At 44.8% G+C, this 23,729-nt stretch carries 29 protein-coding genes; 26 read left to right on the top strand and 3 right to left on the bottom strand.

Annotation, left to right across the window (positions count from 1 at the left end; translation table 11 throughout):
* The first annotated feature begins 73 nt into the window (after positions 1–73).
* The gene (gene mntR / locus BM278_RS06690) at positions 74–502 is read left to right on the top strand and encodes a transcriptional regulator MntR (protein WP_064549916.1); all 429 of its coding nucleotides are present in this window, start codon (positions 74–76) and stop codon (positions 500–502) included.
* 310 nt (positions 503–812) lie between these two features.
* Positions 813–1,697 carry a patatin-like phospholipase family protein gene (locus BM278_RS06685; protein ID WP_090948583.1) on the top strand — a complete coding sequence of 295 codons (885 nt, stop codon included), beginning with the start codon at positions 813–815 and terminating at the stop codon, positions 1,695–1,697.
* 166 nt (positions 1,698–1,863) lie between these two features.
* On the opposite strand, the gene BM278_RS06680 is transcribed toward BM278_RS06685, so the two are convergent.
* Entirely contained in the window at positions 1,864–2,229 is a 366-nt protein-coding gene (locus tag BM278_RS06680; protein WP_090948582.1) for an SA1362 family protein, read from the bottom strand.
* A 21-nt stretch (positions 2,230–2,250) separates the two neighbouring features.
* Complete coding sequence (locus BM278_RS06675) at positions 2,251–3,192, bottom strand: DUF1385 domain-containing protein (RefSeq protein WP_090948581.1); 942 nt, start codon at positions 3,190–3,192, stop codon at positions 2,251–2,253.
* 189 nt (positions 3,193–3,381) lie between these two features.
* Between BM278_RS06675 and BM278_RS06670 the strand changes: the two genes are divergently transcribed.
* The 4 genes from BM278_RS06670 to efp all read left to right on the top strand — a co-directional run bounded on the left by BM278_RS06670 (position 3,382) and on the right by efp (position 6,061).
* Positions 3,382–3,894: a YqhR family membrane protein gene (locus BM278_RS06670; RefSeq protein WP_090948580.1), complete on the top strand. Its 513-nt coding sequence runs from the start codon at positions 3,382–3,384 to the stop codon at positions 3,892–3,894.
* A 75-nt stretch (positions 3,895–3,969) separates the two neighbouring features.
* Positions 3,970–4,416: a type II 3-dehydroquinate dehydratase gene (gene aroQ, locus BM278_RS06665; RefSeq protein WP_090948579.1), complete on the top strand. Its 447-nt coding sequence runs from the start codon at positions 3,970–3,972 to the stop codon at positions 4,414–4,416.
* Positions 4,416–5,477: a M24 family metallopeptidase gene (locus BM278_RS06660; protein WP_090948578.1), complete on the top strand. Its 1,062-nt coding sequence runs from the start codon at positions 4,416–4,418 to the stop codon at positions 5,475–5,477. Before aroQ ends, BM278_RS06660 begins: the two co-directional genes overlap by 1 nt.
* A 26-nt stretch (positions 5,478–5,503) precedes the next feature.
* Positions 5,504–6,061, top strand: coding sequence for an elongation factor P (efp, locus tag BM278_RS06655; protein ID WP_003249231.1), 558 nt, complete (start codon positions 5,504–5,506; stop codon positions 6,059–6,061).
* Positions 6,062–6,142: 81 nt separating this feature from the next.
* Here efp and BM278_RS06650 read toward each other — a convergent pair whose 3' ends face one another.
* The gene (locus tag BM278_RS06650; protein WP_090948577.1) at positions 6,143–6,346 is read right to left on the bottom strand and encodes a hypothetical protein; all 204 of its coding nucleotides are present in this window, start codon (positions 6,344–6,346) and stop codon (positions 6,143–6,145) included.
* A 539-nt stretch (positions 6,347–6,885) separates the two neighbouring features.
* On the opposite strand from BM278_RS06650, the gene spoIIIAA reads away from it, so the two are divergent.
* From spoIIIAA to recN, 20 genes are all read left to right on the top strand, one after another.
* Positions 6,886–7,812, top strand: a complete 927-nt coding sequence (gene spoIIIAA, locus BM278_RS06645) for a stage III sporulation protein AA (RefSeq protein WP_090948576.1) — start codon at positions 6,886–6,888, stop codon at positions 7,810–7,812.
* Positions 7,809–8,321 carry a stage III sporulation protein SpoIIIAB gene (gene spoIIIAB, locus BM278_RS06640; RefSeq protein ID WP_090948575.1) on the top strand — a complete coding sequence of 171 codons (513 nt, stop codon included), beginning with the start codon at positions 7,809–7,811 and terminating at the stop codon, positions 8,319–8,321. The genes spoIIIAA and spoIIIAB overlap by 4 nt, the downstream gene beginning before the upstream one ends.
* A 70-nt stretch (positions 8,322–8,391) precedes the next feature.
* Positions 8,392–8,598, top strand: a complete 207-nt coding sequence (spoIIIAC, locus tag BM278_RS06635) for a stage III sporulation protein AC (protein ID WP_090948574.1) — start codon at positions 8,392–8,394, stop codon at positions 8,596–8,598.
* 21 nt (positions 8,599–8,619) lie between these two features.
* The gene (gene spoIIIAD, locus BM278_RS06630) at positions 8,620–9,003 is read left to right on the top strand and encodes a stage III sporulation protein AD (RefSeq protein WP_090948573.1); all 384 of its coding nucleotides are present in this window, start codon (positions 8,620–8,622) and stop codon (positions 9,001–9,003) included.
* A gap of 20 nt (positions 9,004–9,023) precedes the next feature.
* Positions 9,024–10,190, top strand: coding sequence for a stage III sporulation protein AE (spoIIIAE, locus tag BM278_RS06625; protein WP_090948572.1), 1,167 nt, complete (start codon positions 9,024–9,026; stop codon positions 10,188–10,190).
* Between the two features lie 12 nt (positions 10,191–10,202).
* Entirely contained in the window at positions 10,203–10,829 is a 627-nt protein-coding gene (spoIIIAF, locus tag BM278_RS06620) for a stage III sporulation protein AF (RefSeq protein ID WP_090948571.1), read from the top strand.
* On the top strand, positions 10,813–11,445 hold the full coding sequence (gene spoIIIAG / locus BM278_RS06615; RefSeq protein ID WP_090948570.1) for a stage III sporulation protein AG: 633 nt from the start codon (positions 10,813–10,815) through the stop codon (positions 11,443–11,445). Before spoIIIAF ends, spoIIIAG begins: the two co-directional genes overlap by 17 nt.
* Before the next feature lie 25 nt (positions 11,446–11,470).
* Positions 11,471–12,043, top strand: coding sequence for a SpoIIIAH-like family protein (locus BM278_RS06610; protein ID WP_090948569.1), 573 nt, complete (start codon positions 11,471–11,473; stop codon positions 12,041–12,043).
* Positions 12,044–12,204: 161 nt separating this feature from the next.
* A complete protein-coding gene (gene accB / locus BM278_RS06605; protein WP_090948568.1) occupies positions 12,205–12,714 on the top strand; it encodes an acetyl-CoA carboxylase biotin carboxyl carrier protein in 510 nt (169 codons plus the stop codon).
* Positions 12,715–12,729: 15 nt separating this feature from the next.
* Complete coding sequence (gene accC / locus BM278_RS06600) at positions 12,730–14,082, top strand: acetyl-CoA carboxylase biotin carboxylase subunit (protein WP_090948567.1); 1,353 nt, start codon at positions 12,730–12,732, stop codon at positions 14,080–14,082.
* Between the two features lie 15 nt (positions 14,083–14,097).
* Positions 14,098–14,496, top strand: a complete 399-nt coding sequence (locus tag BM278_RS06595) for an Asp23/Gls24 family envelope stress response protein (RefSeq protein ID WP_090948566.1) — start codon at positions 14,098–14,100, stop codon at positions 14,494–14,496.
* A 254-nt stretch (positions 14,497–14,750) separates the two neighbouring features.
* Positions 14,751–15,149: a transcription antitermination factor NusB gene (gene nusB, locus BM278_RS06590; protein WP_090948565.1), complete on the top strand. Its 399-nt coding sequence runs from the start codon at positions 14,751–14,753 to the stop codon at positions 15,147–15,149.
* An 18-nt stretch (positions 15,150–15,167) separates the two neighbouring features.
* Complete coding sequence (gene folD / locus BM278_RS06585) at positions 15,168–16,031, top strand: bifunctional methylenetetrahydrofolate dehydrogenase/methenyltetrahydrofolate cyclohydrolase FolD (protein ID WP_090948564.1); 864 nt, start codon at positions 15,168–15,170, stop codon at positions 16,029–16,031.
* A 14-nt stretch (positions 16,032–16,045) separates the two neighbouring features.
* Positions 16,046–17,407, top strand: a complete 1,362-nt coding sequence (gene xseA, locus BM278_RS06580; protein ID WP_208601760.1) for an exodeoxyribonuclease VII large subunit — start codon at positions 16,046–16,048, stop codon at positions 17,405–17,407.
* The gene (locus BM278_RS06575) at positions 17,400–17,633 is read left to right on the top strand and encodes an exodeoxyribonuclease VII small subunit (RefSeq protein ID WP_090948563.1); all 234 of its coding nucleotides are present in this window, start codon (positions 17,400–17,402) and stop codon (positions 17,631–17,633) included. The genes xseA and BM278_RS06575 overlap by 8 nt, the downstream gene beginning before the upstream one ends.
* Positions 17,634–17,636: 3 nt before the next feature.
* Complete coding sequence (locus BM278_RS06570) at positions 17,637–18,530, top strand: polyprenyl synthetase family protein (protein WP_090948562.1); 894 nt, start codon at positions 17,637–17,639, stop codon at positions 18,528–18,530.
* Positions 18,531–18,745: 215 nt separating this feature from the next.
* Entirely contained in the window at positions 18,746–20,638 is a 1,893-nt protein-coding gene (gene dxs, locus BM278_RS06565; protein ID WP_090948561.1) for a 1-deoxy-D-xylulose-5-phosphate synthase, read from the top strand.
* Positions 20,639–20,641: 3 nt separating this feature from the next.
* Entirely contained in the window at positions 20,642–21,472 is an 831-nt protein-coding gene (locus BM278_RS06560; RefSeq protein ID WP_090948560.1) for a TlyA family RNA methyltransferase, read from the top strand.
* Between the two features lie 54 nt (positions 21,473–21,526).
* Positions 21,527–21,976, top strand: coding sequence for a transcriptional regulator AhrC/ArgR (ahrC, locus tag BM278_RS06555; protein ID WP_090948559.1), 450 nt, complete (start codon positions 21,527–21,529; stop codon positions 21,974–21,976).
* A gap of 18 nt (positions 21,977–21,994) precedes the next feature.
* Positions 21,995–23,716 (top strand): DNA repair protein RecN, encoded by a 1,722-nt coding sequence (recN, locus tag BM278_RS06550; protein ID WP_090948558.1) that lies wholly within the window; start codon positions 21,995–21,997, stop codon positions 23,714–23,716.
* Positions 23,717–23,729 lie beyond the last annotated feature (13 nt).

Genomic DNA, 23,729 nt, shown 5'->3' with positions numbered 1-23,729 from the left:
CAAATTCTCATGATATAATGATACTGATTGTTATTTTTTTCTTTACAACGGCTTTACGGGAGGGGGACAAAAATTGCCAACACCAAGCATGGAAGATTATATCGAACAAATTTATATTTTAATCGAAGAGAAAGGATATGCCCGAGTGTCCGATATTGCTGAGGCATTGTCCGTACATCCCTCCTCTGTGACGAAAATGGTGCAAAAATTGGACAAGGACGAATATTTAGTCTACGAAAAATATCGCGGTTTAGTGTTGACAGCGAAAGGGAAAAAAATCGGCAAAAGGCTTGTATACCGCCATGAATTGCTAGAACAATTTATGCGCATTATCGGCGTCGATGAGGAAAATATTTATCATGACGTCGAAGGAATTGAACATCATTTAAGTTGGAACGCGATTGACCGCATCGGCGATTTAGTGCAATATTTCCAAGAGGATCCAAAGCGCATTGAGATGCTTCGCAACATTCAAAAACGGAACGAACAAGCAGAAGAGTAAGGCAAGTCTTACTCTTTTTTATTTTTATATAAATGCGAACGGGCTCCTTCCTAGTTTTCCGCTATGGGGATGAGAGCGAGTGACGAACGGAAAAGAGGGACACCCTCTCACCAATCGTTCAAGCTTCAATGTTGTGTAAAATCCACTTCCAGTCAGCCAATTTAGCTTTCTGAAAAAATATATCCACATTGTGCCTTTTTACACAAAGTTTCAAGCTTCATCCATATTTTTTACTGAATTTGTTAACGGTGTACTAAATCGCGCTTTTCCCTCTTACATATATACAAACGGCAAGTAAGGGGGAGGAGGTATGGACATTGACATCGTATTTTCCGGCGGTGGGATCAAAGGTTTTGCCCTTATTGGCGCATATGCGGCAATTGAAGCAAAAGGGCTCCGCTGGAGGCGGCTTGCCGGGACGAGTGCGGGATCGCTCGTTGCCGCGTTGATTGCTGCCGGATATACAAGCAAGGAAATGATCGATTTGCTTGACGAATTGGAACTCAAGCATTTTCTTGATGAGCGAAAATGCCTTTTTCCGTTTCCGCTATGGAAATGGTTGCGTATTTATTGGCGGATGGGGCTTTATAAAGGAGATGCGTTTGAACAGTGGGTAAAGGAGGCGTTGGCGGCGCGCGGAGTCAAAACGTTTGGCGATTTGCCGAAGGAAAGTTTATCTATCGTTGCGTCAGATGTCACGAACGGAAGAATGCTTATTTTGCCCGATGATTTGCCGCAATACGGAATGAATCCGGCGGCGTTTTCCGTGGCAAAGGCGGTGCGAATGAGCATTAGCATCCCGTATTTTTTTGAACCAGTAAAATTGCAGACGAAAGAAGGAGGATGCATCGTCGTAGATGGCGGCGTGCTCAGCAATTTTCCGCTTTTTTTGTTTGATGAGGAAAAACGGGTGAAAAAAAGACCTGTGCTTGGCATACAGTTAAGTGTGAAGCCCGCAGGAAGACCAAAGCGAAAAATTAACAATGCCATTCAATTGTTTGAAGCGCTTTTTAGCGCTATGAAAGAAGCGCACGACGCCCGCTATATTTCCCGGCGTCACGAAAAAGATATTGTGTTTCTTCCTGTCGAAAATGTTTTTTTCACCGAATTTTCCCTCACTCCAGAAACTAGAGACCGCTTGATTCAATACGGAAGAGAAAAAACCGAACAATTTTTAAAAAAATGGACGTATTAAAAAGGCGGAGTGTGAAAACTTGATTGCTTGCTGGATCGCTTGCATCACCTAATTATTGTGCAAAAATTTTTTCTCTATTCGATGATTGACGTTTTTTATACAATTTTTAGACCTTAAATTTGCTATGATGCGATGGAAATCGCACAGCAAAAATAAAAGAATCAAGCTAAAAAGACGCTCGATTCTTTTTTTTGCCTTTTTTTCCTTCGATGACGGTTAAATGAGTCGTTGTCGTCCGTTTTTTTGGCAGGCGTTTCATTTTCGGAGCCGCGCTTTTTGCTTTTTGTTTTCGAACCGCTTGGGGATGGAGTTTTTTCGATTGGCGAACCGCTTTTAAATAAGCGGTATGATCTTTATTGATACGCCGTTTGTAAATGAAATGGTAAAACACATAGATCGCCGCGATCACAAGAACGATGAACATCACGTTTCGAAACAGAACGATCGGCTGTTTAAAAATGGTGTATACGAGACCGAACGCTCCGAAAAAAAGAGCAATCCCGACAAGCGGATGAATGGAACCGCGCCGCAATAAATCCACCCCCTTATATCGTTACTGAACTGCTTTTGTTTCGCTTTCCACGTTTTCCTCTAAACGGAGCAGCTCTTGAAAGGAAGCAATTGCCACTTCGACTTGGTCATCGGTCGGCTCTTTTGTGGTGAGAAGCTGCAACCATAAACCAGGGTAGCCAAGCCAGCGCAAAACAGGGATATCACGCAATTTATTCGTAAACTGCAACACCTCAAACGAAATACCGAGCACAACCGGGATGAGAGCGAGCCGGTTGACTACTCTTAACCAAAGAGGATCTGTTGGAACAAACATATACACAAATACGCCGACGATGACAGTAAATAAGATAAAGCTGCTGCCGCAGCGGTAGTGAAGCCGGGATGAGCGCTGGACGTTCTCTACGGTGAGCGGCAGTCCCGCTTCAAACGCGTTGATCACTTTGTGTTCCGCGCCATGATATTGAAAGACGCGTTTGATGATTGGGGTTAAAGAAATAAAGTAAATATAAGCTAGAAGCAAAACGAGCTTAAATATTCCTTCTACGAAAATTTGCGCCATTTTTGTAGGAAACAGCGGTTTTAAAGATGCTGCTAAAAATACGGGAACGAGCGTAAAAATCGTTTTGGCGAACAAAAACGACAGCACGCCGACAACCGCGACGCCAAGAACGAGGGAAAGTTTTGACGGCTTCGTTTTTGTTTCTTGCGGAGCTTCTTCATTTTCATCCAGTTCATAACGCTCGCTGGCAAACTGCAAATGTTTTGCGCCGTTTGCGCTCGCTTCGATCATCGCAACAATTCCGCGAATAAACGGAATTTTTTTGAGAAACGCAAGCGTCGGATTCGTTTGGCGCGGCAAACGAAAGTATTCAATGGAACGGTCTTTGCGGCGAATCGCCGTGACAGAATGCGCTTTTCCGGCAAACATAACCCCTTCTACCACTGCCTGGCCGCCGTACATTGGTTTTGTTTCGTTTTTCATTGTTGACACCAACCTATTTTTTCTTTATCTAATTTTATTCTACAAGAATCGTCTAGAAACCTCTAGATTGGTGCGGTAATTATTGTTTCCAAAAATTTCAACGTTTACACATATAATATTGCGCTTTTTATCGTTATATTCAGTTTATGATCGGTCATACTACTACCTAACAGGGAGGTGCAAAGCAACATGGCGGAAAATCAGGCGCAATTTGAGCAAAATAAGAGGGAACGTCCGATGTCTCTTCTAATGAAAGTCATGATTATCGGATTTATCGGCGGAGTGTTTTGGAGTCTATTAGGATATTTAGCCTACTTTTTTCATTTTACGGAAATCAGCCCAAATATGATTTTGCTTCCATGGGTTGCGGGTGACTGGAAATACGGAAAGCTTGGAAATTACATCGCCATTTTTCTCATCGGATTATTATCTATATTAGTTGCCCTTATTTATTATGTTGTATTAAGACAAATAAAAGGAATGTGGGCAGGAGTTTTGTACGGTTTTGTTTTATGGCTTGCTGTATTTTATGGGTTAAATCCGCTTTTTCCGAACTTGGAAGCCGTTGCGCAGTTAGAACGGAATACGATTATTACGACGCTTTGCTTATACGTTTTATATGGGGTTTTCATCGGATATTCGATTTCATTTGAAACGCAAGAAATGAACAGGCAAACGCAATCGCCGGAGGCAAATAAGTAGTGGGAGGCGGTGCGCTTTTATGGTAAAATAATGAATGTTTAAATATTTTTTCGATTGATTGAAGGGGTTATGAACATGGCGCATCTTCTTCTCATTAACGGTCCGAACTTGAACCTTCTTGGCAAGCGGGAACCGCACATTTACGGAAGCACAACGCTCCATCACTTAGAACAGGAGTTAATATCGTTTGCCAATGAGCGCGGCGCAGCGTTAACGTGCTTTCAAAGCAATCATGAAGGGGCGATTATTGACCGCATTCACGAGGCGGAAGGAAAATATGACGGAATCATTTTAAATGCCGGTGCGTTTACCCATTACAGCTATGCGATTCGCGACGCGATCGCCAGCGTTAGCGTCCCAGTGGTGGAAGTACATATTTCCAATATTCACGCGCGCGAGCCGTTTCGCCATCAGTCTGTCCTCGCCCCGGTTGTTGCCGGGCAAATTGTTGGATTTGGGCTAGCAGGGTACCGACTAGCCATTTTAGCGTTACTAGAAATAAAGGGAAGAGGAGATAAATAATGAAAAAATTAGAAAAATTACGTGCGTTGTTTGCTGAACATGACATTGACGGAATGCTTGTAACAAATCCGTATAACCGCCGCTACATCACTGGTTTTACAGGAACAGCGGGCGTTGCTGTCATCAGCCAAGACAAAGCGGTATTTATTACGGATTTCCGATACGTTGAACAGGCGTCCAAACAAGTGCAAGGCTTTGAAATTGTTAAACATACGGGATCGATCGTCGAAGAAGTCGCAAAGCAAGTTGCCCGCCTCAACATTCAAAAGCTTGGCTTTGAGCAAGAACATGTTTCTTACGCGATGTTCAAATCATATGAAAAAGCGGTTGGCGCTAAACTCGTCCCAACTTCGCACGTTGTTGAAAAGTTACGCTTGATTAAGTCGGAATCAGAGATTAAGATATTAAAGGAAGCGGCGGCAATTGCGGATGCGGCGTTTGAGCATATTCTTTCTTTTATCCGCCCAGGCGTAAAAGAAATTGAAGTCGCGAATGAGTTAGAATTTTTTATGCGCAAACAAGGTGCGACTTCTTCTTCGTTTGATACGATTGTCGCATCTGGTTATCGCTCCGCATTACCGCACGGAGTGGCAACCGATAAAGTCATCGAAAAAGGGGAACTCGTCACTCTTGACTTTGGCGCGTATTATAAAGGGTATTGTTCCGACATTACAAGAACAGTCGCGGTTGGCGAAATTAGCGATGAGTTGAAAACGATTTATAACATTGTGCTTGAGGCGCAATTGCGCGGCATGGAAGGGATTAAGCCGGGAATGACTGGAAAGGAAGCGGATGCGCTTACGCGTGATTACATTGCGGAAAAAGGCTACGGAGATTATTTTGGGCATTCGACCGGTCATGGAATTGGATTGGAGATTCACGAAGGACCGACGCTATCTGCCCGTTCCGATGTCGTGCTAGAGCCGGGCATGGTCGTCACTGTGGAGCCGGGCATTTACATAGCGGGGCTTGGCGGCGTGCGCATTGAAGATGATACGGTTGTCACCGAAAACGGTAATGAAGCGCTGACTCATTCGCCAAAAGAACTTATCATTTTATAAACTCATGTGTGGGAGGATTTTAACGGATGATTTCAGTAAACGATTTTCGTACAGGATTAACGATTGAAGTAGATGGCGATATTTGGCGTGTGATCGAATTCCAGCACGTCAAACCTGGGAAAGGAGCGGCGTTTGTCCGTTCAAAACTTCGCAACCTTCGCACGGGCGCGATTCAAGAAAAAACGTTCCGCGCCGGCGAAAAAGTAAACCGCGCGCAAATCGATACGCGCAAAATGCAATATTTATACGCCAACGGCGATCAACACGTATTCATGGATATGGAAACATACGAGCAAATCGAACTTTCTTCGCAGCAAATCGAATATGAATTAAAATTTTTGAAGGAAAACATGGAAGTTTATATTATGATGTATCAAGGAGAGACAATTGGCGTTGAACTTCCAAACACCGTTGAATTAAAAGTGGTAGAAACAGAGCCTGGCATTAAAGGCGATACTGCTTCTGGCGGATCAAAGCCGGCGAAGTTGGAAACCGGCCTTGTCGTTCAAGTTCCTTTCTTTGTCAACGAAGGCGATACGCTCATTATCAACACAGCGGACGGCACATACGTTTCCCGTGCTTAACGTTGTTTGCCCCTTGCGCTTGACGCGGGGGCTTTTTTGACTTTTTTCTTTTCGGCGGTGGCGGAGGAATCAATCGGCAAACTATTCGCTTTTTTGCCGTTTAACTTTTTTCTTTTCGTATAAAAGCGATGCGCTAATAAGCATGATGCCAATAAAGATGTAATTCATCGATGTCAACGTCTCTCCCGCCAGCGAAAAAACGTGAAATAGATCAAAAATTCCGAGAACTGCAAATACACCCCCAAGCAAAAATGTTATTTTCCCGAATAAAGAAAGTTTCCCCATGATTTCTACCCCTTTATTTTTTTATATTTTATCCTCCGCCTTTATTTCCATTATGAAACGATTTCCTCAATCAGTTCATCTATCACTTCTTAATCACATTGCGCACATAAAAAATCCCTTCTGAAAATTCTTGTTCTGGCATACGTTTGTACTAACCATCTATTTTGCAACATGTTGGACACGCTTCATTTGTTTTAGTGATGGCAAGAATGAGGTGATTGCCGGCAGCGAGCTGTGCAATTTGGCCATCAAACTCATTTTTTACGGTGATGATCCCCACGATGATGATCGTCCTGCTTTTAACGGACGAGCTTTCGTTTGGGAATTTAGGGATTAAGTCCGAAATTTTGTGTAAAAAGAAACGGCAAAAAGCAGTTTGATTTTCCCAAGACTTACATTCGCTAGACCAAGAGCAAAATTTTACACAATAATCAGGACTTGACCAATTTAGGACACATTCTTATTCTCAACGGCGTTTAAGTCATAAATTCGTTTTTCCTTCCATACATATGAACTAGTCCAACAGGGAGGGAAATGAAATGCAAGCGATATGGGATATGCTTCCGAAAACGATCGCTGCCATACTGCAGCAACAGCCTCCTTCATGGTGCGAACAGATAGAAGAAATTCGCATACGGGTGCTTCGGCCGTTAGAAATTATCATGAAAGGAAAGGCGCAATTTCTTCCGTATGAAGTGACTCGTGAAGATGGTATGCATTTGCTGAATAAATTGAGTCAATATTCGATTTATGCAATAGAAGAGGAATTGAAACGCGGATTTATTACCATACAGGGAGGCCATCGTGTTGGACTAGCAGGAAAAGTGGTAACTGAGGGCGGAAGCGTGAAGGCGATTCGCCATGTGACCTCTTTCAATATCCGCATCGCGAAACAGAAAATCGGCATCGCCGAACCGCTCGTGCCGTATGTGTATGACGGACGCTGGCATAATACGATGATCATCGGTTCGCCGCAGACGGGAAAAACGACGCTGCTGCGCGATGCGGCGCGAATGATCAGCACAGGGATTCACGCGAAACACATTCCATCGCAAAAAGTCGGCATTGTCGATGAACGTTCGGAAATTGCCGGATGCGTGAAAGGAATTCCACAATTTCAATTCGGGAACCGCGTTGATGTGCTTGATGCGTGCCCGAAGGCGGAAGGAATGATGATGATGATCCGCTCGATGAGCCCGGATGTGCTGATCGTGGATGAAATTGGCCGCTCTGAAGACGGCGAGGCGATTTTAGAAGCGGTGAACGCTGGTGTATGCATATGGACGACGGTTCATGGGCGAAATTGGAAAGATGTATTGCAGCGCCCGACGTTGCGTCCGATTATGGAGCAAGGTGTGTTTGATAGGTTGGTGGAATTGACAAACGAATGCGGACCAGGGACGATAAGGCGCATTATCGATGCGAGCGGCACGGTGCTGTATGAACGGGCGGTGAAAAGCGGATGAAGCTTGTCGGTGCGATTCTTATTTTGTTGACAACAACGTGGACCGGATTTGAGGCAGCGCGAATGTTGCACGAACGGCCAAGGCAGCTGCGCCAGTTAAAGGCGGCCTTGCAAGCGCTAGAAGCAGAAATTATGTACGCTCATACCCCTTTGTCGGAGGCGGCCTTGCATATTAGCAGACAAATATCATTGCCGCTGTCTAAGCTGTTTGAACAGTTCGCCGCCAAATTGCAAGTTGGCGAAGCGAGCGTGCAGCAGGCGTGGGAAGAAAGTTTGCAAGATGTATGGGAAACGACAGCACTAAAGCAGGGGGAATTGGAAATTATGAAACAATTCGGAGAAACGCTTGGGCAATACGACCGTCATACGCAGCAAAAGCAAATTGCGCTGGCGCTCGTTCATTTGGAACGGGAAGAGGCGGATGCGCTCGAACGGCAAGCGCGTTATGAAAAAATGGCGAAAAGTTTAGGGGTTCTTGTAGGACTGTTGCTGGTGATTTTATTGATTTAAACGACTTCGCGCTTTTTCTTTCAAGGAAACAAGGGGTTTCTCGCCTATTATATGACAGGAGGCAGAACGAATGGGCATGGATGTGGACGTTATTTTTAAAATCGCTGGCGTCGGGATTGTCATTGCCTTTTTGCATACGGTGTTGGATCAAATGGGAAAAAAGGAATACGCCCAATGGGTGACGCTTCTTGGTTTTATTTACATTTTGTTTATGGTCGCCTCGATTGTCAGCGATTTGTTTCAAAAAATTAAAGATGTGTTTTTGTTTCAAGGTTAGGGGGGAGCGGCGATTGAAATTTTGCAAATTGTCGGTCTTGGCTTAATTGCAACGTTTTTAGTGGTGTTATTAAAAGAACAAAAATCGGGTGTGGCGTTTTTGCTGACGGTATTTGTCGGATGTGTGATTTTCCTTTTCCTTGTCGATAAAATTAGCGAAATTTTGCGTATGTTACAAAAAATAGCAACCGATACGAAAATCAATATGATTTATTTGGAAACGATTTTAAAAATTATTGGCATTGCATATATTGCTGAATTTGCCGCGCAAATTTCGCGAGATGCCGGTCAAGGAGCCATTGCTTCGAAAATTGAACTTGGCGGAAAAATTATTATATTGGCGCTGGCGATTCCCATTTTAACAGCAATTATTGAAACGGTAATTGGGTTCATCCCTTCGACATAACGAGAACGGGAGGTGATCGATTGAAAGGGAAAGCAGCGGCGGTAGTCGGCTTACTTCTCTTCTTTTTTTCTCCATTTATCGTACAAGCTTCTTCGCCGAATGAGCAATTTGTACAAAAGCAAATGGAACAGCTCGATGTGAGTGAAATTCGGCAATATTGGGAAGAGATTGCCACAAAATACGGAGGCTTTTTGCCGGAAAGCCAAAAAGGATCGCTCGCCGAATTTTTAAGCGGAGAAAAGCAATTATCGCTAAAAGAATGGCTGATTGCGTTTGCGAAATTTCTTTTTTATGAATTGCAGGCAAACGGAAAGCTATTAGGGACATTAATTTTATTAACGGTGTTTAGCATGGTGCTACAATCATTGCAAAATGCGTTTGCACAGCAGGCCGTTAGCAAAGTTGCCTATGCGGTTGTTTACATGGTGCTGATGATCATTGCGTTAAATAGTTTTCGGATCGCGATCGATTACGCATTGGACGCTGTTCAGACGATGAGTCATTTTATGATCGCGATGATTCCGCTGCTCTTGGCGCTATTAGCTTCTTCAGGGGGAGTCATATCCGCGGCGTTTTTCCATCCGATCATTCTTTTTCTGATGAATACGACCGGAACGATTGTCGAATATGTAACGTTGCCTCTCTTGTTTTTAGCGGCGCTTTTAAATATTGTCAGCACGTTAACCGATCATTATAAAGTAACACAGCTTGCCGACTTGCTCACAAAAGTTAGCGTCGGGATCCTTGGTGTGATTTTGACGGTTTTCCTTGGCGTCATGTCCGTAAAAGGAGCGACGTCAGCGATCGCCGACGGCATTGCGTTGCGGACGGCAAAATTTGTGACGGGGAACTTTATCCCGGTCGTTGGAAAAATGTTTACCGATGCCGCCGATACCGTTGTGACCGCCTCGATGCTATTGAAAAATACGGTCGGCATCGTCGGTGTTGCCATTTTATTGATCATCGCGGCGTTTCCGGCGCTTAAGATTTTTGCCATCGCGCTTGTTTACAAGGTTTCTGCAGCGGTGATGCAGCCGCTGGGAGGGGGGCCGGTCATTTCTTGCCTTAGCATCATGAGCAAAAGCATTGCGTATGTTTTCGCTTCCCTTGCTATCGTATCGCTTATGTTTTTTCTTAGTTTAGCCGTTATCATTACGGCTGGGAACATCACGATGATGGTTCGTTAGAGGGGGAAAATCATGCAGATCGTGATCGAATGGGTGACGAATATTCTCATTTTCATTTTATTTGCTATGATGATTGATTTGCTGCTCCCATCTAGCAATATGCAAAAATATGTGAAAATGGCTGTTGGACTTATTTTGCTTTTGCTAATGTTGTCTCCGATTTTAAAGCTATTTTCCATCGATCCGGATCGCCTGATTGCTTCTGTCATATCGGAAAGGAGGAATCAACAAGAGATGATGAAAAATGAAATTGAAATGAAGAAAAAAGAAATACAAGCCTCACAACGTGCATATATTTTAGAACAAATGGCTGTCCAGATGAAAAACGAAGTGGATGAGGAGTTGATGAAAAAATATGGATTAAGCGTGGAGGATGTCTCTCTGCAAACAAAAGAAAAAGAAAATTTGCAAATCCCGGAAGATATTGAAACGATTGAAGTAATGCTAGCAAAACAAGAGAAGCTTGGAGAGATTCAGCCCGTTATGATTGATGTATCAACGCCGATTAATGAAGCAAACCATGTTCAACAGCTTGAAGAAGAAATACGCACATTGTTAGCAACTAAATGGGAAATAAACGAAAATAAAATCGCTGTGCAAATAAAGGGGAGGGAATGGGGGGATGCTCGACTTCATTAAACGATTGTTTTTGCCTGCGAAAAAAGAAACGAAGGAACAAAAAAGGCCGCCGCTTTCGTACGTGTTTCTTTTATTATTAGCAGGGATAGCGTTAATGGTAATAAGCCATTTTTCTAAAGATGAGGAAGTCACATCAACAAATAATGGAAAAGTGGCAGAGCATATGCAACAAGCGGAACCGGTGTTTGGGCAAAAACAAGATGCGAAGTCCAAAATCATCGCCGCTTATGAACAACGTTACGAAGAACAGCTGAAAACCGCGCTTGAGGCAATCAAAGGGGTTGAAGATGTGACTGTTGTTGTCAACATTGATACAACGGAAACGAAAATATTGGAGAAAAACCGCGTCATGCAACACCAAGCAACGGAAGAAACAGATCGCGAAGGCGGAAAGCGAAAAATTGAAAACCAGTCTACTAACGAAGAAGTTGTTGTCATCCGCGATGGTGATCGCGAAACGCCGATTGTGTTAACGACGAAAAAACCGGAAATTCGCGGAGTGTTGGTAGTGGCGAAAGGTGCTGATAATTTACAAATAAAAAAGTGGATTGTCGAGGCAGTTACGCGTGTTTTAAATGTTCCAAGCTATCGTGTTGCGGTATTGCCGAAAAAATAACGCGTTTGTGGGGGAGGATCGTTATATGTTAAAGAGACAAACTGTTTGGCTGTTAACGATGCTAAGTTTAGTCGTTGTTTTATCCGTTTATTATGTAACAGCGCCAAAGGATACGAATGACCATATCGCTTTTACGAATAATGAAAATGTTGCGGAACAACAAGTAGATGATAAAGAAAAAGCGGATGTGGCTGTGGAGGAAATGGAAACGGAAGACGGAGATGTCACTTCCAGTGAATCTGGCGATGACATATTTACTGCTCTTCGCATGCAAATTGAAGATGAACGAAGCCGGTTGCGCGACCAATTAAACGACATTGTCGCTTCCACAAACGCCACCGCGCAGCAAAAAAGCGACGCGCTTGATAAAATTGAAAAGCTAGAAGCGTTGGCGGAAAAAGAAGCGACGTTAGAAACATTAATCAAATCAAAAGGCGGCTATGATGATGTGCTCGTCCGCGCTGATGATGACAAAGTGCGCGTGACGATTAAAGCAAAAAATCATTCTGCGAAATCCGCCAATGATGTGATTCATATAGTAAAAAGTGAAATTCCGGAAGTCGATGTTGTGAACGTCGAATTCCAGCCAGCTGGATAATGAAAAATAGCTGCTCGATAAAGGGCAGCTTGTTTTTATGATAAAAAAACCGTTTTATTGTATAATCATTATGTGTATAATCGTTATGAGCAGATTTTATAACTACCTTTTAAAATAATAAATAACATGCAATCTGAACTGGAAAGAAAGGTGTGGGGAATATGAAAATCCAGGAAATTCGCGAATTGATTCGTTTAATTGATCAGTCAAGCATCGAAGAATTTGTTTATGAGCATGATGGCACAAAAGTACATATGAAAAAACCGGCGGCTGTGGCACCAGTTCAGGCGGCGGTTACGCCTGCGGTCGAACAAGCGGCAAAACCGGCAACAGAGGAAGTAAAACCGCAAGCGTCAACACAGCCGGTTGCTCCGCCGACAGAAGCGAAGCCGCAAGAATTGCCGAAACAAGAAGCAAAAAATACAGAAAATTTACATAAAATTACTTCGCCGATGGTCGGTACATTTTATGCAGCTCCATCGCCGGACGCGCCTCCGTATGTTAAAGTGGGCGATAAAGTGAAAACAGATACGGTCGTTTGCATTATCGAAGCGATGAAGCTATTTAACGAAATTGAAGCGGAAGTGAACGGAGAAATCGTCGAAGTGCTTGTCGAAAACGGACAGCTTGTTGAGTATGGACAACCTCTATTTCTTGTGAAACCGGAATAAGGGAGAGAACGAGCGATGATTAAAAAAGTGTTAATTGCCAACCGCGGGGAAATCGCCGTTCGAATTATTCGCGCATGCAAAGAGCTTGGAATCGAAACGGTCGCTGTTTTTTCAGAAGCGGATCGCGACGCGCTCCATGTACAGCTTGCAGACGAAGCGTATTGTATTGGACCGACAGCGTCGAAAGACAGTTATTTAAACTTTACCAATATTATGAGTGTAGCCACATTGACGGGGTGTGACGCCATCCATCCAGGGTACGGGTTTTTAGCGGAAAATGCCGCGTTTGCCGAACTATGCCGCGAATGCAACATCACGTTTATCGGTCCGAGCCCAGAAGCGATTACGAAGATGGGAATTAAAGATGTTGCCCGCGAGACGATGCGGGAAGCTGGCGTGCCAATCGTCCCAGGTTCGCACGGAATTATCGAAAGAGTGGACGAAGCGGTTGCGCTAGCGAACGAAATCGGCTATCCAGTCATCATTAAAGCGACGGCGGGCGGAGGCGGAAAAGGGATTCGCGTTGCACGAAACGAACAAGAGCTTGTGAAAGGAATTAACATCACGCAACAAGAGGCGGCCACCGCGTTTGGCAACCCAGGGGTATACATTGAAAAATATATTGAAGATTTCCGCCATGTGGAAATTCAAGTGCTGGCGGATTCCTATGGAAACGTCATTCACCTCGGCGAACGCGATTGCTCGATCCAGCGTCGCCTGCAAAAGCTTGTCGAAGAAGCGCCATCACCGGCACTCGATGAGGAAACGCGCCAAAAAATGGGACAAGCGGCGGTGCAAGCGGCGCGTGCCGTCAATTATACCGGCGCTGGCACGGTCGAATTTATTTTTGACTATCATGCGAAGAAGTTTTATTTCATGGAAATGAACACGCGCATTCAAGTAGAGCATCCTGTTACGGAGTTAATTACAGGGATCGATTTGATTAAAGAACAAATTCGCATCGCTTCGGGAGAAAAGCTTTCGCTTACCCAAGACGACGTAACGTTTAACGGATGGGCGATTGAATGTCGGATCAATGCGGAAAATCCGGAGAAAAACTTTATGCCATCGCCGGGAAAAATCAACATGTATTTGCCTCCCGGTGGTTTAGGTGTACGGGTTGACTCCGCGGCATATCCGGGGTATACGATTCCGCCTTATTATGATTCGATGATTGCGAAATTGATCGTACACGCACCTACCCGCGAAGAAGCAATTGCCCGCATGAGACGAGCGTTAAGCGAGTTTATCATTGACGGCATTCATACAACGATTCCGTTCCACATAAAATTATTTGAGCACGAAAAATTCATCAAAGGCGAGTTTAATACGAAATTTCTTGAGTTATATGATATTATGAAGTCATAACGGGAGGTGTGTACGATGTCAGAACATATTTTTGAGATGGAACAAGAACAAGGCGGATTAGGAAAAGTGGAAATCGCGCCAGAAGTCATTGAAGTCATCGCCGGCATCGCCGCAAGCGAAGTGGAAGGAATTGCGCAAATGCGCGGGAACTTCGCCTCCGGTGTTGTTGAACGCTTTGGCAAGAAAAACCACGGAAAAGGCGTAAAAGTCGATTTAAGAGAAGAAGGAGTTGCGATCGACATTTATTGTCTCGTTCAATTCGGCGTTTCGATTCCAAACGTAGCGAAAAAAGTTCAAGAAAACGTTCGCCAAGCTCTCTTTAACATGACGGGGCTAGAGACGAGCGAAGTGAACGTTCATATCGTCGGCATTCAATTTGACGCAGGCAAGCAGGAGCAAGAAGTGGAACAATAAACACAATAAAAGTGAAGGGGCGCATTCGCTTAGCGTAGTGCCCCTTTGTATTTTTGCGGAAAGTTTGTTATTGTAATGAACGAGCCTTTTTTATTTGCAAAGGCGGTGCAGGGGGCAAAGGAAAGCTTTTGTTTTGGCATAGGAGCGGGCGGAGAATAAGCCGTAATGATTTGTGCCAACGGTAGTATCGTTTATCCGAAAAATATGGTATGATCATCATATAAATGTTCGTGTTTAAGGAAGGAGGGAAAATGATGAAGAGGCATGAAGCGCGGGAAAAGGCGCTGCAGGCGCTATTTCAAATTGATGTCGGCCGCATTCCACCTGAGGAGGCGCTGCAAAACGTAGCGGGCGGTGAAGAGGCCGATTCGTTTTTGCGGCAGCTCGTCTTTGGCGTTACGGAGCATCAAAAAGAGATTGATGAATTGCTGCGCGCCAACTTGGAAAAATGGACGTTAGAGCGCGTCGCCAATGTGGACCGCGCGATTTTGCGAATAGCGACATATGAAATGAAATACCTTGACGATGTTCCTGTCAAAGTGAGTTTAGATGAGGCGGTCGAATTAGCGAAGAAATTTGGCGATACGAAATCAGGCCGTTTTGTCAACGGCGTGCTTTCGAAAGTGAAAGATGCGTTACATATTCAAGAATAGAGAGGGGAAATGGGAACGATGACAGCACAAATCATTAGCGGTGCAGAATTGGCAAAAGAAAAACGCGCGCAATTAGCAAAAGAAGTGGAACGGTTGAAACGGGAAGGAATCGAACCGGGGCTTGCCGTCATTCTTGTCGGCGATGATCCTGCTTCCCATTCTTATGTGAAAGGAAAACAAAAAGCGTGCGCAGAAGTTGGGATTCGCTCTACATTGTTGACATTTCCGGCAACGATTACGGAAGAATTTTTATTGGGAAAAATCAAAGAGCTGAACGAAGATCCGTCCGTGCACGGCATTTTAGTGCAGCTTCCGCTTCCAAAACATATTAACGAATTGAAAGTGATTGAAACGATCTCGCCTGAAAAAGATGTCGACGGGTTTCATCCGATTAACGTAGGAAGAATGATGGTTGGGCAAGACGCGTTTCTCCCGTGTACGCCATACGGCATTTTAGTAATGGTAAAGTCCATCGGGGTAGATATCGCCGGAAAACATGTGGTTGTCGTCGGCCGCAGCAATATCGTCGGCAAGCCGGTCGGACAATTATTTTTGCGCGAGCACGCGACCGTCACATACTGCCATTCACGAACAAACGATTTACCTTCCATTACGCGCCAAGCCGATATTTTAATCGTTGCTGTCGGGAAAGCGCGCCTGATTGGTGCGAAACATGTGAAACAAGGGGCCGTCGTCATTGATGTCGGCGTCAACCGTCTAGAAAACGGCAAGCTGTGCGGCGACGTCGATTTTGAGGAAGTAAAGGAAGTGGCAAGCTACATTACGCCCGTTCCAAAAGGGGTCGGACCGATGACGATCACGATGCTGCTTCATAATACGATCGAAGCGGCGAAAAAGCATGCGGTTCGGAAAGTTCACTAAAATAAGCGAGGGTTATGCTTGTGGCAGAAGTAAAATATGTGACTGTTGGAGCGCTGACAAAATATATTAAACGCAAATTTGAAGTGGACCCGCATTTGCGCGACTTATGGATCAAGGGAGAAATTTCCAACTTTAAATATCATTCGCGCGGCCATATGTACTTTACGTTAAAAGATGAGCAAGCCCGCATTCAGGCGGTCATGTTCGCCGGATACAACCAGCATTTGTCGTTTCGGCCGGAAGATGGCATGAACGTGCTTGTTCGCGGCGAAATTTCTGTTTACGAACCGAGCGGAAACTATCAAATTTACGTGAAAGAAATGCAGCCGGAAGGAATCGGAAATTTATATTTGGCGTATGAGCAACTAAAAAAGCGGCTCGAGGCGGAAGGGCTGTTTTCTCCTGAACATAAAAAGCCGATTCCTGCGTTTCCTCGCTATATTGGCGTCGTTACTTCGCCAACTGGCGCGGCGATTCGCGATATTGTGACGACAATTCGCCGCCGCTACCCGATCGCGACGGTGATTTTGTTTCCGACGCTCGTTCAAGGGGCGGAAGCTGCCGGATCGATCGTTCGTTCGATTGAAAAAGCGAACGAGCTTGGCTATATTGATGTGCTGATTGTCGGACGCGGGGGCGGCTCGATCGAAGAGCTGTGGGCGTTTAATGAAGAAGCGGTCGCCCGGGCGATTTTTGCTTCCAAAGTGCCGATTATTTCCGCGGTTGGACACGAGACGGATTTTACGATCGCCGATTTTGTCGCCGATTTGCGCGCCCCGACGCCAACCGGTGCTGCGGAACTGGCAGTGCCGCATATGACGGAGTTGATGGAGCGAATTTCACAACGGAAATTGCGGCTGATGCGCGCGATGAAAGAAAAAATCGCGGCGGAATCAGAGCGGCTTTTGCGTTTGCAAAAATCATACGCGTTTCGTTATCCGAAAAAACTATACGAGCAAAAAGAACAGCAGTTGGATTCTTTATTAGAACGGCTGCAACGTCATACAGAGCGGCTTTTTGATAAAAAACGCGAACGGCTCGAACAGCTACGCCTGAAGTTGCTGCGGCACCATCCAGCTGAGCAGCTGTCAAGAATGAAAGAAAAACACGAATCTCTTATCAAATCGCTCGAAAAAGAAATGCGTTCACTTGTTCATCATCAACAGCTTCGCTTTACATCTCTCGTATCACATTTACACGCGCTTAGTCCGCTTAAAATTATGGAGCGCGGTTATAGCTTAGTTTATAATGAAAAAAAAGAACTGGTAAAAAGCGTTCGCCAGCTTCAATTAGGAGACACGATTCAAGTACGCTTGCAAGACGGGCAAATTGATTGTCACGTATGGGGAATGGAGGAGAAGCAGCTACATGAGTGAGGAAAAAGAACTTACCTTTGAAGAAGCGATGGCAAAGTTAGAAGAAATTGTGGAAAAATTAGAAGAAGGAAATGTGCCGCTTGAGCAGGCGATTTCCTTTTTCCAAGAAGGAATGAAGCTTTCCAAGCTTTGTCATGATAAATTGCAACATGTCGAAAAACAGATGGAATACATTTTACGAGAGGACGGGCAACTCGCTCCTTTCTCGCTTCAGGAGGAGGAATAGCTTTTGAACCGGGCGGAAGTAGAACAGTTTTTACAAGAGCACAAGCAGCGTTTGGAAAATGTTTTGCCCCATTATATTACAAGAATGGCTGCTCCTGAAACGATTAAACGGGCGATGGCTTATTCGCTGGAGGCAGGCGGAAAGCGCATCCGTCCGCTTCTGTTGTTTGCGACGTTGCATTCGTTCGGAAAAGAGCCGGATATTGGACTTCCGGTAGCGTGCGCCATTGAGATGATTCATACATATTCGCTGATTCACGATGATTTGCCGAGCATGGATAACGATGATTTGCGGCGCGGTAAACCGACGAATCATAAAGTGTTTGGGGAAGCGATGGCCATTTTGGCGGGAGACGGATTGCTCACTTACGCGTTTCAAGTGATCGCTGAAGCCGATGATGCCCGCATTTCTCCAATGACAAAAATTCGGTTAATCGAAGAATTGGCGAAGGCGGCAGGACCGGAAGGAATGGTAGCGGGACAAGTTGCCGATATCGAAGGTGAAGGGAAGCAGCTTTCGCTTGAACAGCTCGAATATATTCATCGTCATAAAACAGGAAAAATGTTGCAATACAGCGTATTGGCTGGCGCACTGCTTGCAGGCGCGAACGACAAACAGCTTCGCCATCTCGACTCGTTTGCCTCCCATCTCGGTCTCGCTTTTCAAATTCGCGATGATATTCTCGATATTGAAGGTTCGGAAGAAAAAATTGGCAAGCGGGTTGGCAGCGACATTGAAAATAAAAAAGTGACATATCCATCGCTTTTGACGATTGCCGGGGCGAAAGAAAAGCTATCTTTCCATATCGAAGAAGCAAAACGTTATTTGCAAAAAGCAGAAGTAGATGGCAGCGTACTAAGTTATATTTGCGATTTAGTCGCGACGCGTGATCATTAAGGAATCGTCCGTTGCTGATTTTTTATCGATACGTTATATTGAAATAATAGAGAGTTTTCCATGCATGCCGTTATCACAGTAGTGTTAGCGGCTCTTTTTTCTCTTTTTGGACGGAAATCGATTTTTTATGTTTAATCATGTATAATAATAACTAACTTCTGTATTATATCAACTGCATAAAAACGAACGATCAAAACGAAAGCGAGTGATCTCGTTTGGATGTTACCAAAATTAAAAACCCGCGCTTTTTGAAAAATATGTCGACAAAACAACTGATCGAACTAAGTGCTGATATTCGGAAATTTTTAATTGAGAAGCTGTCGAAAACAGGCGGGCATATCGGCCCGAATTTAGGAGTTGTCGAGCTGACGATTGCGCTTCATAAAGTGTTTGACAGCCCGAAAGATAAGCTGATTTGGGATGTCGGCCATCAATCGTACGTCCATAAGATTTTGACGGGGCGTGCGTCCGAATTTGATACATTGCGGCAATATAAAGGTTTATCGGGGTTTCCAAAGCGAAGCGAAAGCGAACATGACGTGTGGGAAACCGGACATAGTTCGACGTCGTTGTCTGCGGCGATGGGGATGGCGATCGCCCGCGACTTAAAGGGTACGGATGAATATATCGTTCCGATTATTGGCGACGGAGCGTTGACAGGCGGTATGGCGCTTGAGGCGTTAAATCATATCGGCCATGAGAAAAAAGATATTATCGTCGTTTTAAACGATAACGAAATGTCGATTGCTCCGAACGTCGGCGCTTTGCATAGTGTGTTGGGACGGCTGCGGACAGCCGGCAAATATCAATGGGTGAAAGACGAACTGGAGCTTTTATTAAAAAGAATTCCCGCTGTCGGCGGCAAGTTGGCGGCAATGGCAGAGCGCATTAAAGACAGCTTGAAATATTTGCTTGTTTCCGGCGTTTTTTTTGAAGAGTTAGGATTTACGTATCTCGGACCTGTCGATGGTCACAATTTTGACGATTTGTTTGAGAATTTGCATTACGCCAAAAAAATAAAAGGTCCTGTGCTTCTTCACGTTATCACGAAAAAAGGAAAAGGCTATAGTCCGGCGGAAAATGATAAAGTCGGAGTATGGCATGGCACCGGTCCATATAAAATCGAAACCGGCGATTTTCTAAAACCGGTGGATGCTGCGCCGTCGTGGAGCGAACTTGTCAGCGAAACGGTGCGGAAATTGGCGCGCACGGATAAGCGGATTGTCGCGATTACGCCGGCGATGCCAGTCGGCTCGAAACTGGAAGGATTTGCGAGCGAGTTTCCTGAGCGAATGTTTGATGTCGGAATTGCCGAGCAGCACGCGACAACGCTTGCCGCGGGGCTTGCGGCGCAAGGGATGAAACCGTTTTTGGCGATTTATTCGACGTTTTTGCAGCGGGCGTATGACCAAGTTGTTCATGACGTTTGCCGACAAAATTTAAACGTTTTTTTCGCGATTGACCGAGCCGGGTTAGTCGGTGCGGACGGTGAAACGCACCAAGGTGTGTTTGATATCGCCTTTTTACGCCATATTCCGAACCTTGTCATTATGATGCCAAAGGATGAAAACGAAGGGCAGCATATGGTGTATACGGCGATTCAATACGATGACGGGCCGATCGCACTTCGTTTTCCGCGCGGCAACGGACTTGGCGTAAAGCTCGATGAAGAATTGAAGAAAATTCCGATCGGAACGTGGGAAGTGTTGCGCGAAGGCCGCGATTTAGCGATTTTGACGTTTGGCACGATGATTTCCATGGCGCTAGAAGCGGCAGAAAAGCTTGCCAAAGAGAATATTTCCGTGAAAGTGGTAAACGCGCGTTTTATCAAACCGATGGATGAGGAAATGTTGCATGATTTGTTAGAAAGCAATATCCCGATTTTAACGATTGAGGAAGCGGTATTGCAAGGCGGCTTCGGCAGCGCCGTTTTGGAGTTTGCCCACGACCACGGCTATCATCAAACGGTGATTAACCGAATGGGCATTCCTGACCGTTTCATTGAACACGGCAGCGTCAAAGAGCTGCTGAAGGAAATCGGCTTAACGACAGCGCATATTATCGATCGCGTGAAAACGATGATACCAAGAAAACAAAAAAGGGCATGAAAGATGAAAGGGAAAAAAGAACGTCTAGATGTATTACTTGTTCAACGAGGTTTAATCGAAACGCGTGAAAAAGCAAAACGGGCGATTATGGCTGGGCTTGTGTACGCAAACGAAGTCCGACTAGACAAGCCTGGCGAAAAAGTTCCCGTAGATATCCCGTTAACGATAAAAGGTGACGCGCTTCCGTATGTAAGCCGCGGCGGCTTGAAGCTCGAAAAAGCGCTGCGCACGTTTGATGTGAGCGTCCAAGATAAAATCGTTTTGGATATCGGGGCATCTACGGGAGGGTTTACCGATTGTGCGCTGCAGCATGGCGCGAAGCTATCGTACGCGCTTGACGTCGGCTATAATCAGCTAGCGTGGAAGCTGCGCCAGGACGATCGCGTCGTTGTAATGGAACGGACGAATTTCCGCTATGTCACGCCCGATTATTTTACGAAAGGGCTTCCACAATTTGCAACGATCGATGTTTCATTTATTTCATTAAAGCTGATATTGCCTGTATTAAAGACGGTGGTTGTTCCCGGAAGCGATGTGGTCGCCCTTGTCAAGCCGCAATTCGAAGCAGGCAGAGAAAAAGTCGGCAAAAAAGGCATCGTTCGCGACCCGAACGTGCATGAAGAAGTGTTGACGTCCATCATCGACTTTGCGCTTAGCGAAGGGTTTGATGCAATGAATTTAACGCACTCCCCGATTACCGGCGGTGATGGAAATATCGAATTTTTGCTTCACCTCCGCTTTGAAGGCGGCAAAGAAATAGGGGAAAACCGCTTGCCGAAATCGGTCAGCGAGGTAGTGAAAGAAGCCCATTTGCAGTTGAAAAGCCGGGAATAACGGTGATGGTTATTCCCGTTTTTCCCGTGAAATCATTTGTGCGAGGTGTCGAATTTGAATAAAGGACAAAGGCATATTAAAATTCGCGAAATTATTATGAACCACGAAATTGAGACGCAAGACGAGCTTGTCGATATGCTGAAAAAAGCAGGATTTAATGTAACGCAAGCGACCGTTTCAAGAGACATTAAAGAACTGCAGCTCGTCAAAGTGCCGATGGCCAATGGCCGCTATAAATATAGCCTTCCTTCCGATCAGCGCTTTAACCCTACGCAAAAATTAAAGCGCGCTTTAATGGATGCGTTTGTCAAGCTTGATGGAACTGGCAATTTGCTCGTTTTAAAAACGTTGCCAGGCAATGCGCACGCCATTGGCGTTTTGCTTGATAATTTAGACTGGAACGAAATCGTTGGAACGATTTGCGGAGATGACACTTGCCTTATTATTTGCCGCACAGCCGAAGATGCCGAAAAGGTTTCCGAGCAATTGTTAGGAATGCTTTAAACATGGGGGTGATTCCACTTGCTAGCGGAATTATCCATAAAAAATTTTGCGATTATTGAATCATTGTCGGTTTCGTTTGACAAAGGGCTGACGGTGTTAACCGGGGAAACGGGAGCGGGGAAGTCGATTATTATTGACGCGATCCAGCTGCTAATTGGAGGGCGCGGTTCGGCGGAGTTTGTCCGCTACGGGGAAGAGAAGGCGGAAATAGAAGGGCTTTTTTTATTGGATAATGAAAACCATCCATGTTACGACAAATGTGCGGAAGTCGGTATCGATATTAGCGAAGGCATGGTTGTTTTGCGCCGTGAAATTTTTGCGAACGGAAAAAGCGTGTGCCGCGTCAATGGAAAATTAGTGACAACGTCTATATTGCGCGATATCGGTTCTACGCTTGTCGATATTCACGGCCAACATGAACATCAAGAATTAATGGATCCGTCACGGCATCTTCCGCTGCTCGATGAATACGGCGGAGCGGAAATTGCGGCCGCGCTTGAAGAATACCGCGCCGTTTATGAGAAATATGAACAATTGCGGAAAAAGTTAAAAAAGCTAAATGAAAATGAGCAGCAAATGGCGCACCGTCTTGATTTATTAACATTTCAGCTTGATGAAATTCAAAAAGCAAATTTGCAAGTAAACGAAGATGAGCAATTAATGGAAGAAAAAGTAAAAATCGTGAACTTTCAAAAAATTTATGAGGCGCTGAAACATAGTTATGAGGCGTTATCCGGCGAACAGCGCGGCCTTGATTGGATTGGATTGGCAATGAGCCATTTAGAAGATGTTGCCTCTATCAACCCGGCATTGAAAGAAGCGTACGAAACGATTGCGAATAGTTATTATTTATTGGAAGATATTACGTATAAATTGAGCGATGAGCTTGAACAATTAGAGTATGACCCGGCTCGCCTTGATTTAATTGAAAGCCGTCTTAGCGAAATTAACCAATTAAAGCGGAAATACGGAGCGACGATCGAAGATATTTTGCAATATGCCGAAAAAATTGCCGAAGAAATCGATGAACTTCAACATCGCGAAACGCATATCCATGAGCTGCAAAAAGAATTAAAATCGGTGACGGAAGATTTATTAATCGAAGCGAAAAATGTGACGAACGTTCGCCAAAAATATGCGAAAATGTTAATTAACCATATTCATCAAGAATTAAAAGAGTTATACATGGAAAAAACGCAATTTGATATCGTATTTACGAAAAGAGAAGGAGGGCTCGATGCGCCGTTGCTTGACGGCGTACCAGTGAAATTTCACGAAGATGGCGTCGATGATGTGGAATTTTACATTTCCACAAACGTTGGCGAACCGTTAAAACCGTTGGCGAAAATAGCTTCTGGCGGGGAATTGTCACGCATCATGCTCGCGCTAAAAAGCATCTTTTCCAAACATCAAGGCGTTACATCCATCATTTTTGATGAAGTTGATACAGGTGTCAGCGGTCGGGTTGCGCAGGCGATCGCCGAAAAAATTTACCGCGTCTCGATCGGTTCGCAAGTGCTTTGTATTTCTCACTTACCGCAAGTAGCGGCGATGGCGGATACGCATTTGTTTATTGCCAAGGAAACGGACGGAAATCGTACAAGAACATCGGTAAAAGCATTATCGGACGAAGAAAAAGTAAAAGAAATCGGCCGGATGATTTCCGGGGTGGAAATTACAGAACTAACGAAGCAACATGCAAAAGAGCTGCTTGAACTAGCAGCGAAAATCAAAGGATGAAACGCTATCCATT

The sequence above is a fragment of the Parageobacillus thermantarcticus genome (assembly GCF_900111865.1).
Taxonomy (GTDB): domain Bacteria; phylum Bacillota; class Bacilli; order Bacillales; family Anoxybacillaceae; genus Parageobacillus; species Parageobacillus thermantarcticus.
This window is presented reverse-complemented; position numbering and strand designations above follow the sequence as displayed.